This window comes from Providencia sp. PROV272, assembly GCF_049901975.1.
Lineage (GTDB): Bacteria > Pseudomonadota > Gammaproteobacteria > Enterobacterales > Enterobacteriaceae > Providencia > Providencia stuartii.
In genome coordinates this window covers 1660278-1672524 of sequence record NZ_CP096291.1, presented here as the reverse complement: position 1 = coordinate 1672524, position 12247 = coordinate 1660278, and the positions used below count along the sequence as shown (strand labels likewise).

General features: G+C 39.5%; 10 protein-coding genes. 6 read left to right on the top strand and 4 right to left on the bottom strand.

The genetic code is table 11. The features are described from left to right. The first annotated feature begins 284 nt into the window (after positions 1 to 284). The 4 genes from M1E93_RS07480 (at position 285) to M1E93_RS07465 (ending at position 5838) form a co-directional block, all read left to right on the top strand. Entirely contained in the window at positions 285 to 1517 is a 1233-nt protein-coding gene (locus M1E93_RS07480; RefSeq protein ID WP_004921259.1) for a YjgN family protein, read from the top strand. 5 nt (positions 1518 to 1522) lie between these two features. Next, on the top strand, positions 1523 to 2554 hold the full coding sequence (locus M1E93_RS07475) for a M48 family metallopeptidase (RefSeq protein ID WP_426207245.1): 1032 nt from the start codon (positions 1523 to 1525) through the stop codon (positions 2552 to 2554). Between the two features lie 346 nt (positions 2555 to 2900). Further along, a complete protein-coding gene (locus M1E93_RS07470; protein ID WP_426207244.1) occupies positions 2901 to 4214 on the top strand; it encodes an NAD(P)/FAD-dependent oxidoreductase in 1314 nt (437 codons plus the stop codon). 373 nt (positions 4215 to 4587) lie between these two features. Further along, positions 4588 to 5838, top strand: coding sequence for an SLC13 family permease (locus M1E93_RS07465; protein ID WP_036940952.1), 1251 nt, complete (start codon positions 4588 to 4590; stop codon positions 5836 to 5838). A gap of 41 nt (positions 5839 to 5879) precedes the next feature. Here the strand turns inward: M1E93_RS07465 and M1E93_RS07460 are convergent, their stop codons facing one another. The 4 genes from M1E93_RS07460 to M1E93_RS07445 all read right to left on the bottom strand — a co-directional run bounded on the left by M1E93_RS07460 (position 5880) and on the right by M1E93_RS07445 (position 9440). Continuing rightward, positions 5880 to 6674 (bottom strand): MoaF C-terminal domain-containing protein, encoded by a 795-nt coding sequence (locus M1E93_RS07460; RefSeq protein ID WP_426207243.1) that lies wholly within the window; start codon positions 6672 to 6674, stop codon positions 5880 to 5882. A gap of 9 nt (positions 6675 to 6683) precedes the next feature. After that, complete coding sequence (locus tag M1E93_RS07455; protein ID WP_426207242.1) at positions 6684 to 7463, bottom strand: SDR family NAD(P)-dependent oxidoreductase; 780 nt, start codon at positions 7461 to 7463, stop codon at positions 6684 to 6686. Positions 7464 to 7647: 184 nt separating this feature from the next. Next, positions 7648 to 8385 carry a cyclase family protein gene (locus M1E93_RS07450; protein WP_040133306.1) on the bottom strand — a complete coding sequence of 246 codons (738 nt, stop codon included), beginning with the start codon at positions 8383 to 8385 and terminating at the stop codon, positions 7648 to 7650. A gap of 209 nt (positions 8386 to 8594) precedes the next feature. Then, the gene (locus M1E93_RS07445; protein WP_426207241.1) at positions 8595 to 9440 is read right to left on the bottom strand and encodes a MetQ/NlpA family ABC transporter substrate-binding protein; all 846 of its coding nucleotides are present in this window, start codon (positions 9438 to 9440) and stop codon (positions 8595 to 8597) included. A gap of 214 nt (positions 9441 to 9654) precedes the next feature. Between M1E93_RS07445 and M1E93_RS07440 the strand changes: the two genes are divergently transcribed. Next, positions 9655 to 10779 carry a CMD domain-containing protein gene (locus M1E93_RS07440; RefSeq protein WP_426207240.1) on the top strand — a complete coding sequence of 375 codons (1125 nt, stop codon included), beginning with the start codon at positions 9655 to 9657 and terminating at the stop codon, positions 10777 to 10779. 4 nt (positions 10780 to 10783) lie between these two features. Beyond that, positions 10784 to 12244, top strand: coding sequence for an NAD(P)-binding domain-containing protein (locus M1E93_RS07435; protein WP_426207239.1), 1461 nt, complete (start codon positions 10784 to 10786; stop codon positions 12242 to 12244). Positions 12245 to 12247: the final 3 nt, after the last annotated feature.

The following is a 12247-nucleotide window of genomic DNA, read 5'->3' as shown; positions in this document are numbered from 1 at the left end:
TTATATTGAGTTTTACTTAATAATAATTTAGATTAAGTCACAAAATTTGTGATTGGTAAAGCTGGGAATTTACATTTTTAACGAATAAACCGTTGTATCATATTTAGCTTGCTGTATTTTATACTTGAAAATTCACTAACCACTGTCATTTTCATCTAAATACACATCACTATGCGTTATATCTCATTAGTTTCAGCCTAATTGTCTACGTATAGCGTTTTAAAATGTAAGTTACTTTTTATATCCCCAGCACACTGTAAATAAAACATAAATAGAGTAACCTTATGGAAAACGCAACAAAAAACCTTTTGGATATCGATATTGAAAAGGAAGATATACGTAGTCAAGTTCATCATGTTAAATTTCATGGTGACAATACTGAGTATTTCTTTATATGGATAGTGAATGTTTTATTGACGATACTCACTCTAGGTATATATTCAGCTTGGGCCACCGTCAGAACCCGACGCTACTTCTTAGGTAATACTGAGGTTAATGGCTCACGTCTTGAGTATCATGCTTCACCTGTAAGGATTCTAGTATCTAGGCTTATTATATTTTTCTTTTTTGCATTATATTTAGCCGTTAACTATCTTTTCCAACCAATAGCATATGTTATTCTGTCCCTGTTTTTCTTGATGCTACCTTACTTTATTATTCGCTCATGTCGTTTCCATGCCATTATGACAAGCTATAGAAATGTAAGATTTAATTTTCTCGGCAGTTATAAAAAAGGGTATTGGTACTTTTTTATCCTTCCATTATTACTTTTATTAGGTGCAATTGCTTTTTCATTCTTGGTAGGACAAGTCATAGGTTTAATCGCTATCTTTAGTTCAGCGAATACCAATGAACATATAAATCTGAGTAGATACTTTATCGGCACATACGCGACTTTGTTATTAATAGCGATTTCTTTATATGCCATTTTTGCAATAAGAACCAAACAATTGTATGAGTATTTCGCAAATAACTTTTACTTTGGCAAATCTGCATTTAAGCTAAAAATGAATTATCGGGCAGTGGCTAAAATTTATAGTATCGCTTTTTTAATACTGGTTCCTTTCATCATCTTAAGCGGGTTTAGCATCATCTCTATGATAAAAACCGTTATCATACACGAAAGCAACTTCAGTGAGTTAGAACCACCTGTTTTTTTGTTTTTATTCATATATTTATACTTATACGTAGGGTTTTTCTTCTCTTATAGTTACATTCATATCATGATGAGACGTGAGTTTTTCAATAAATTAGAATTCAGTAACGAGCTAAAATTTAGCTCATCCATCACCTATTTTTCTTACCTAATTCTACTGTTCTCTAATAGTCTTATTATTATATTTACGCTAGGGTTAGCTACACCTATTGCTCAAATTCGCCATGCACGATATTTCGCCATGAACACTAAAATTACAGGCGATATGTCTCTAGAGAATGAACTCGCTCATGATGAGACTCACTCTAATTCTTTTCATGATGAAACGCTTGATTCCTTCGACTTTGGATTATCGTTGTGAACATAGTGGGTGAATATACTTATAATAAAAAGGCACTGAAACACAGTGCCTTTATTGAGTTAGATAATGATAAGCATCAAATTACTCTTCACGTTAACGATGAAGTTAAAACATATCTATACCAAGATATTCATTTATCAAAACCACTAGGAACACTACCAGACTCTATCTATTTTTCTGATGGTGGATGTTTTACCTGTGATAAAGAGCAACATTTACGTAACAAACTCGTTCTGAAAAAAGGCAAACTCCATTTTGGTGTTATTCACTTTTTAGAACGTTATAAAATGGCTAGCCTGTATTTACTAGCCTGTATTATTCCTATGGTATATCTCTTTTTCCAATTCTTTCTACCATCAATGGCATCGATTATTGCTAAAGAGACTCCTGTTCGAATTCAAATGCACCTTGGCCAAGAAACACTCGTACTCTTAGATGAAAGTGTACTTGAACCAAGTAAATTGCCATTAAAAAAGCAGCAAGAACTTAAGGCGCTATTTGAAAGAATTACACCTCAAGAATTTAATAATTATGATTTAAAACCACGGCTTATTTTTAGAGACTACCCGAAACAAGCCAACGCATTAACATTAACTGACGGTACAATCATCATTACTGATGAGTTAGTTAACTTAATTGAAGATGAAAATGAACTTGTTTCCGTTTTATTACATGAAATGGGCCATCATTATCATCATCATATAATGAATTCTTTAGTGAGTTCATCATCGTTAAAATTTGTCAGCATGTGGATACTGCGCAAATCATCAGGGATTGAAGACATATTGTTAAATTCAGGTAATCAATTAATGACATTGAGCTACTCTCGGGATATGGAATTAGAAGCTGACCAATTTGCTATTGAGTATATGTTAAAACAAGAACGCCCTTTAGAGATGATGGAATCAATATTTATCAAGCTGGCTAACATATCACCTGAAATGAAGAGTAAGCTATTAAGTACCCATCCTCTATGGAAAGAGCGCTTAAATGCGATAGATGCATCTAAACCCTATAGTCAGGATAAAAAACACTAATCACCTCGCTAACATCCCTTTTTATCAATCACTGAATAGAGAATCCCCAATAATATGGAAATTCTCTATTTGCCTTATTGGTAAAAAAATCAACATATAACTGATTATTAATGGAATATTTATACGTTCGATATAGATAGCGTTTATGAAAACAATATGCCGCGTTTTATCACTCTGTTACCACACGAACATCGCTCTGTTTTATGTGAAATTGAGTTTTCTTCACTATCAAAAAATCAAATTTACGTTATAGTCATGATCTTTAAGTGTTATTTAACCTTTTGATTATGATGTCAATACCCATCATATATCGTCGCTAGCACAAGATATTATTAGGCAAAATTAGATGAAATACGCATCCGTGCCATTTAATCAAAACGAAAATGGTTGGTTAAATGAAACTTCACGCACTCCCCGATATCCGACCTTAAATCAAAATACCGACGCAGATTGGGTAGTTATAGGTTCCGGCTACGCGGGTTTATCTTTTGCAAGAAGACTTGCACACAACAATCCGAACCTTAAAATTATTCTCCTTGATTGCGCAACGGCAGCCGAAAGTTCATCTGCTCGAAATTCAGGATTTATTATTGGGTTACCTCATAATATTGGCAGTTCAACGGCCGAACTAAAGAAAGCCCAATTTTATCGCACGTTGCTTGAAGAAGGCATTCATCAGCTCGCGACATTAACTGAACAGTTTGCGATTGAGTGTGACTGGGAAAGTGCCGGCAAATATCATTGCCAAGTTGATAAAAAGAATGAAGGTGTTTTACAAGAGTATGTCGATAATCTCAATACAATGAGTGAACCTTATCAATTACTCGATAAGGAGATGCTCTATCACAAATTAGGTACGCATTTTTATCATAAAGGGATATACACACCAAATTCAATTCTCGTTAATCCAGCAAAATTGGTGGTAGGCTTAGCACGCTCATTACCTGAGAATGTAAAGGTGTATAATTACACTCCCGTTATGGCAATACAGCCTGGCGCCACCATACAGGTACTGACTCCTTATGGCAATATTCGTACAGCAAACATTATGTTAGCAACGAATGCACTCTCTAGAGAATTAACACCAATTAATCATAACCAAGCAGCAATGGCGACATTTGCCAGTATCACAGCCCCACTTTCTCTCGAACAACAACAACGCTTACCAGCGATGAAGAGCTGGGGCTTAACACCTGTGAATGCTATTGCTGGCGCAACGTTACGCTATACCAAAGATCAGCGTATATTGATCCACCAGCATGTTACCCCTGCGATATGTGGGCGGATCAGTGCAGAACAAACTTATCGAGTGACACAACAGCATCAACAGCTATTCAATAAAATCTACCCGCAATTAGCCGACGTTCCGATAACAAATACTTGGTCCGGTACAATCAGCGTTACCAGAAATGGTGCTCCTATTTGGGGCAAACTCATGAAAGGCGTGTATAGCGCGGGCGGTTGTAATGGCGCTGGGATCTCAAAACAAACCATAGCAGGAACATTATTGGCAGATTATGCTTTAGGAATTGATAACCCTTTAATTGATGCCATGCAGCAACTTGGGCAAGCGAACTATTTGCCACCATCACCGATATTGGATATTGCAATCCACGCCTCATTACTGAAAGAAAGATATATTGGGAGAACGGAAGTATAATGGCAATCGAGTGAACTCTCCCATTCTAGTTTGATCTACATTCCGCACTAACCAATGGAACCCTTTTATCGCGTCATTTATTGGACCATTGGTTTCCCATCAGTAAGAAATTTTACTGCAATTTGCTGCCTATTCATGCTAACACCATAGCCTATGTTATGTGATTGAACCTTTGCCCAATAAACCTGCTGTGAATGCTATTCAACGGTTATGATCGCCATCCATCGAATATTTTTTATTTAAGCCAGACTGATTAGGATTATCATTAAATGACTTTTCACAACTTATTATTATTTAAAGGTTATTCTAACTTGCTTCATTGATCCTTCACCGCTAAATTACCCGTAATTTTACTAATATGAGTGAATGGTTTATGAGCCTCACAATCATTATCTTTTTACTTGTTTATATTGCGATGGGGTTTGGTAAGCTCCCCGGTTTTAAAGTGGATAGAACCGGTGCTGCTGTTATTGGTGCCTTAGCCATGATGGCTGTCGGTAGTATTACCCCTCCTCAAGCATGGAATGCGATCGATTATCGTACTATTGGCATGTTATTTGGGTTGATGGTGGTTTCCGCCTCTTTTGTCGTATCTGGATTTTACAGCTGGACGGCAAACCGTGTTGCCATGCTCAAAGTCAGTGCCCCTGTGTTACTCGCTGTACTCATTGCTGTAGGTGGTTTACTTTCTGCTTTATTGACCAATGATGTTGTTGTGGTGGCAATGACCCCATTATTAGTTTCTATTACATTGTCACGGGGATTAAACCCTGTGCCTTTTTTGTTAGGGTTTTGCTTTGCTGCAAATAATGGCGCTTCTGGCTCCTTGATCGGTAGCCCACAAAATATGATCGCAGCCCAAGGGCTAGATATTTCATTTGTTGGGTTACTCCAGGCTTCGGCTGTACCAGCCTTACTCTCATTACCACTGACTTGGGCTGTTTTAGTTTTTCTTTATCGGAACCGTTGGTATCTGGCGAAAACATCCGTGGATGGAGCCGCGGCCCCCCCTACTCCATCTACTGATCCTGCAACAAAACTTGATGTATGGGAAACCAGTAAAGCGGGCATTATTACGTTAATTGTTATTATCGCTTTCGTCATCAGTGATATTCCAAGAGAGCTTATTGCATTAACTGCGGCTGGGTTTTTATTGCTAAATCGCTCGATTGCATCAAGTGATATGCTGAAATTAGTTGATGGTAATCTGTTATTACTGATTATGGGATTATTTGTCGTCAATGCTGCATTTGCATCAACGGGATTGCCTCAGCAAATGTTAAATGATTTACGGAATAACGGTGTTGAGCTAAATAACCCTATCGTACTTTTCTTGATCACTGGTGTGTTAAGTACCATTGTTGGTAATAACCCCGCAGTAATGTTACTGGTGCCTTTCTTATCATCCAGCGGTAATACCGACTCATTAGGTGCCGCCTTAGTACTTGGCTCGGGTTTTTCAAGTAATTTATTCGTCTTTGGTAGCCTTGCCGGTATCATTGTAGTCGAACAAGCTGCCGCTTATGGCGTGAAAATTTCATTTTCGGAATTTGCCAAATCAGGCGGGATCGTCGCTTTATTATGTATGCTACTAGCAGCAGCATGGATAGTCTTGGTGCTTTAAGCAGAATGCCACTCGCGTAATAGCGAGTGGCATATAAATAATTATTTCGGATAGCTGGTTTTATTTAAAATAGTGGCATGCGCCCCAACGGGAAATAGGCTAACCGCACTAAAGGCCTGATCCTGATACCCCATGATCCCACCATCCGTCCTCATCATATCTAAATCAATCAGGATAATGCCGAGTGTTGGAATAATTTTCTCACGCCAAATAAATAAATATAACTGCTCTGACACCTTAATATAGTGGCAGCGGTCAACATCAGCTAACCCCTTTTCGACCCCATCTAAACAATGCCACGCATAAAACTGTTCGTTAAGATAAACATGTTCATAGCGCTCTTTTGGATTATAGGTATACATATTGCGCATACCAATTAATTCAGATGTGTAGGCTGGTAAGGAGCGTTGAACCTCTCCTAAAGTGCCAAAATAAATCTCCACTTCGACATCTGTCAAAGGGCGATTTTGCTCTACTTTACTAAAGGCAGAAATGCGAATATCTGCTTCGTCAGGGAGTTTACCTTGCACTAATACACAGTTACCGTCTTTTTCATTGATAATTAAGGTAACACTGGCTTGCCAATCATCTGGGGAGATAAAATTGACGAAATAAACCCCTGAACGAATTGAGGTAACACGGCAATCAATTGTCACACCTTGCCATTCAATTTGTTGATCTGCTGGAAAAGAAATATCTTCTTGTCGGTCTTTTTCAGCGAATCTCAATTGAAATGTTTTACCTGTTAATTGGTTATTGGTTTCTAAAATATAGCTATCTGGAGCAAAACCATCTGACAATGCGCCAACTTGGATAAAAGCCACTTCTTCAATCATAATAGCTCCTTAAGTAAAAGCGAGTGTAGGTAAATCAACGACGCTTGCACCACCATCAATAACCAGTGCAGCACCTGTAATCATTGATGCGTCAGTAGAGCATAAGAATCGGCATGCCAATGCGACCTCTTTTGCCGTTGCAGGGCGCTGTAACGGTACATCACGGAATACATATCGATAAGCGTCATCTAATGTAAATTGATGCTGCTCCATTAAAGGCTGCATCTCTTCATCTGCCATTGGTGTTCTAACCCAGCCGGGACAAACCGCATTCGCTCTGACACCTTGATGACCATAATCACGTGCAACGGAGCGCATCAATCCTATTAAGGCGTGTTTGGCTGTCACATACCCACACGCTTCCGGACCTGCGGCCAACGATGCCAGTGAGCCGACAAATAAGACATTACCGTGACTTTGCGTTAATAGGGGTATACAACCACGAACACTCGCAAAAGCACTATCAAGATTAGCTTTCATCGCTTGATGCCACTGTTGGTCATTCATATCTTCAACACGCCCCAACCCCATTCCGCCTGCATTACACACCAGCACATCAATAGTGCTCGTATGTTGCTTAATTTGTGGCAAAATAATTTCGTTCCATGAAGTTTCAGTTGAGACATCAGCAACGATAGCAATGGCACCTGTTTCAAGTGCAACTGCATTTAGCGGCTCTGCACGCCGTCCAACAATAAAAACTTGATCCCCTTGCTGTGTGAATAGTTGCGCACACGCCGCACCAATCCCTGTGCCACCTCCTGTAATGATGACGGATCTTGAGTTCATTCAACCCCCCTATCGCTGGAATTGTTAAAGCAACGTTAATTTATTTATTAATATAGAAATAAATAGCCTTCGTTGACCATCGATCTAAGGAACGATATTCAGCAAAATACGGAGGTCGCGAACAAATTTATCGCTAAAAGGTATCAACCTGCCTCACAACAGGTTGATAAAGATAAGGGAAGCATTAAGGTAAGATAGCAAAAGAACGCACGGGAAAACCGCTCGCATTATTAGGTTTGGCAACAATATTAAAAATAACCGCCCCTCTCGTCGGTAATTTGTCCAGATTGGTCATCAATTCAATTTGATAGGTGTCCTGCTCTAGAACATAGTATTCACCTAATAATGCATTATGGCGACGAAAATCCTTAGCCGCATCGGTGTCAAAGGTTTCATGGCCTATTGCTTTGATCCCCCTTTCCTCAAATAAGAATTTCAATGCATCAATCCCCCAACCCGGTATCTGATTATTTCCCTCTGCATCTTTGTTATCCATCGCCTCCTGAGATGGCCAACGATGACTCCAGTCAGTCCGTAGTGCAACAAAAGTATCAGGCTCTATTTTTCCGTACTCTTGTTCAAAATTGAGTACATCTTGACGTGAAAATGCAAACGTAGGGTCTTGCTTCGCTCTTTTTGATTGGTCAATCACAATTAGGGGTAAAACTAACTCTTTTAGTTCTAATTCATGCAGATAGCGTTTCCCTTCAACGAAATGGCAGGGGGCGTCAATGTGTGTGCCATATTGGCCTGGAAAAGTAAATTGTTGGGCAAAAAAACCATCTGGATAATCAAATAATGTCTTTATGCTTGCCGATTCAAACATAAAAAAATGCGGTGAATCTTTATCAAAAGGATGCGTTAAATCAACCCATGTTTTTGACTTTAATAATTTAAGTGCTGTGATTAAGTCATTTTCCATAATATTCCCCTGATGATGTGTTAATTCAGTTTTTAATTTTTAACTTGTTCAATAACTAATTAACGAAAAAAGCACAATTTGTCTAGATCAGTAAAGAGAGGAATTTTCATATTAAAAATAGAAGAGAAAATCGTATCACTCAAATAAAAAAACCACCTAATATAAATATTAGGTGGTCAAATGTAACATAATAAAAAATAATAAATAGACTAGGGTTTTGGATAATTAGCCCATGCTTGAGGTTCAATAAAACCATCATAAATAGACTGAGAACGAATGTAATCAGCGTATTCTTTAGATTCAAAAGCCTCTTTTAAATCTTTTGCCCATTGGGAATTCACATTGTCTTGCATAACAGTCACAATCACCCGATGCTCTAATGGTGAATTTTCTACAACCAGCCCATCGGCAATACGCTGACCAGCGCTGGCAACATAGTTGCCGTTAACAACAACAAAATCAACATCATCTAATAAACGTAACCCCTGAGCTGCATCGGTTTCACGTATATCTAAACGATATTTAGCAGGTTCGATATCATTAACACTAAAGGTTAATGTGCTGATATTCGGTTTTATTTTTATCCAACCTAACTCTTCTAAAATACGTGCGCCGCGCTCTGCATTTACGGGGTCATTGGATAAAGCAACGATCATACCGTCTTTCACTTCGTCTAATGATTTATGTTTATTCGAACGTAAGCTTTGTGGTGCACTCGGAGAATCGGTTAATGCCACCATATTAATATTATTTTTCTTATTATAAGCTTCCATATATGCACGACTCTGGTTTACCGAGGCATCGATAGAACCTTCTTCAAAGGCGGGATTTATTTGTCTATTTTGCGAAAATTGGCGTAAATTGACTTTATAACCCTTCTTTTCCAAGATGGGTACAATCCCTTTCTCAACTTGGTCGATATAATTACCAACCCCAAAACCTATAGTGATCTCTTTTTTATTCGGATTATCCTTTTCACTATTATCATTACATGCAGCTAATGCAATAACAGCGGTAGCAATAAGCGATAAGTATTTTATTTTTTCTTTCAACATGATGTTACGACCCTGTGTAAATAATGTGGCCAGTATAATCATATTTTTTACATCTTATTTAGATCATCTCGTTATAACTTAATACAAAAAGAATATATAATCTATTTTATATGCCTTTTAGGCATATGAATATAATAATTTGTTCGTTCGAATAACGATTCGCTTGATATGTAATGAAGGAGATAAAAAACGTTAAAAAAAAGTGAGTTATGAAATGCCGATTTTAAATTATGATTTAATTGATGCGCTAATCAATATAACACCAGAGTCTACCTTAGCAGACGCAAGGAAAGAACGTTCAAACGCGACAGAAAATACGCAAGCTGCTTTTGAAGCGATTTTTTCCGCACCGTCACCCCAATTAACCGGAGAAATTAAGTTTTTATTTGCGCGAATTATCGCTGAACAGACAGGTAGCTATGTGCTAGCCGATTTTTACAATCAATTATTAGGGCAGCGCTCACCTAACTTGAATACGCCAGCGCTTCAAGCCGCTGAACACTATTTACGCATATTGGTGAGCCAGCCAAAACAAACTCATTACTCCCTCATTCATGCCCTTATTGAACAAGGGTGGCACGAAGCGGATATTATCCTACTTGCGCAATTAATAACTTTTGTCACCTATCAAGCCCGTTTAATTGAAGGGTTAAGATTATTGCAAGGTAACAGTACTATCACCAAATCTGCTGAGCCAGTTACTGCTGGACAATGGAATAGCAACTCACACACTCATCAAGGCCAACCCGCTCCGACCGCCTTCACTCAAGATCAACTTGGATGGGAATCATGGCTACGAGCGAGAGATCCACAGACGCTAGAAGCAGATGAAGCTCAGGTGATGAAAAAATTCGGCCAACTTAATTCTGAATATTTTTTGCTGCTCGCCCATCAAAGTCACATTCTAACACTACGTACGCTTATCGATCGTGGCGTCTTTTATACCCTCGGCGGCTTACCTCGTTGGGAACGTGAATTTGCTGCTGCGGCGGTTAGCAAGGTGAACGGCTGCATCTATTGTGCTTCGGTACATGCTCGTAAAGCCAGCCAATATGCCAAAGAGCATAAAGCGGATGTTGAGAAGCTTATCGCAACGCCAGTAGGCGCGATTTTAGCTGAGGGTTTTGATGACCGTTTAACGGCGATTACGGATTTCACAACAGCGCTATCAACGACACCAATACGAGCCACGCATCAACAGGTTGAGACACTACGTCAACTAGGGCTAAGTGAGCTAGAGCTACTTGATTTGATCCAATCAACCGCCTTTTTCTCTTGGGCTAATCGACTGATGCTCTCACTCGGTGAACCATTTGAACTTAAACAGGACAAGGAGTGATCTCGTGACACAGCTAAAAGGGTTAAATGCTTTGGAAGAGCAAATCACTCAAGACCTACAAAACCTTAATTTGCCATTAAACCGCTGGTCATTATCGCCAAACCAGTCTGATGACCATCAATTAGATGTTGCAATTATCGGTGCGGGCATGTCAGGGGTCACGGCAGCCTTTGCCCTTAAATTACAAGGGATTGATGCGATAGTTTTTGATCAAGCCCCAGAAGGTCAAGAAGGCCCATGGCAAACGCCGGCCTTGATGGAAACATTGCGTTCACCAAAACAGGTGGTTGGCCCAGCACTCGCGTCACCCTCTTTAACTTTTCAAGCTTGGTTTAAAGCTCAGTTTGGTGACGATGAGTGGGAAGCACTTGATAAAATTCCTCGTTTACAATGGGGGGAATATCTACAATGGTTTAAAACCATGACGTCGCCAATGGTTTTCAATCAATATCAATTAACTGATATTCAAGTCAACCCACAAGGTTGCCTACTCACATTTGCAACACCTAACGGTAAACAGCAATATCAAGCACAACACGTGATCCTTGCGACAGGTATGGAATCCTTTAGCGAACCTAATATTCCAAGCTTTATGGCGGAGATCCCTTCTGCTTACTGGGAGCACTCTTACGCCGGTAGTGATTACAGCCGGTTTAAAGGGTTAGATATTGCGGTCGTAGGATACAGTGCCGGTGCTATGGATAGCTCAGCAACAGCACTTGAACAGGGTGCGCGCTCTGTTGAATTATTGATCCGAGCGAAAGATATGCCAAGGGTGAATCGCGGAAAAGTCGCAGGCAACCCCGGCTTTACTCAAGCTTATCACCAGCTTACCGATGCACAAAAATGGCATTACAGTGATTATGTTGCTAAAGCAAAAACGCCGGCCCCGCATGGCAGCACGCTGAGAGTCTCTCGGCATGAAAATGCTTATTTTAACTTTAATACACAGGTCAAAAAGATAGACGTCAATGGTAAGAAACTGCATATCGCCACAACCACAGGGGAATATGTGGTCGATTACCTGATCTTAGCGACCGGATATCGTATTAATTGGCAGCGCCACAGTGCATTTAATCACATCGCACCTTTTATTCGTAAATGGGGTGATGTGTATACCCCTTCTAAAGCTGAACAAAATAGTGAGTTTGCCTCCTATCCCTATTTAGGCCATCACTTTGAATTTCTCCCTAAAACCGATTGTGAGTTACCTAAGCTCAGTAATATTTACTGCTTTAACTTAGCTGCATCCTTAAGTATGGGGCCACTTATTGGTTTGATCCCTAATACCAATACAGGCGCGCAGAAACTGGCTGAACATATCGCTGCTCAGTTGTACCTCGCTCATCATGAGCAACATTTAGAGCAGGTAAAAAATAGCACTGAAGCGGAGCTACTAGGTGATGAATGGCAACCTGCTCTCCCCTATAGCCAACGAACACCACAAACGAGTAATGTGGAGTGATTG

Coding starts and splice junctions, on each gene's coding strand:
- M1E93_RS07480 (WP_004921259.1), top strand. CDS start 285: ATGGAAAACGCAACAAAAAACCTTTTGGATATCGATATTGAAAAGGAA.
- M1E93_RS07470 (WP_426207244.1), top strand. CDS start 2,901: ATGAAATACGCATCCGTGCCATTTAATCAAAACGAAAATGGTTGGTTA.
- M1E93_RS07465 (WP_036940952.1), top strand. CDS start 4,588: ATGAGCCTCACAATCATTATCTTTTTACTTGTTTATATTGCGATGGGG.
- M1E93_RS07460 (WP_426207243.1), bottom strand. CDS start 6,674: ATGATTGAAGAAGTGGCTTTTATCCAAGTTGGCGCATTGTCAGATGGT.
- M1E93_RS07455 (WP_426207242.1), bottom strand. CDS start 7,463: ATGAACTCAAGATCCGTCATCATTACAGGAGGTGGCACAGGGATTGGT.
- M1E93_RS07450 (WP_040133306.1), bottom strand. CDS start 8,385: ATGGAAAATGACTTAATCACAGCACTTAAATTATTAAAGTCAAAAACA.
- M1E93_RS07445 (WP_426207241.1), bottom strand. CDS start 9,440: ATGTTGAAAGAAAAAATAAAATACTTATCGCTTATTGCTACCGCTGTT.
- M1E93_RS07440 (WP_426207240.1), top strand. CDS start 9,655: ATGCCGATTTTAAATTATGATTTAATTGATGCGCTAATCAATATAACA.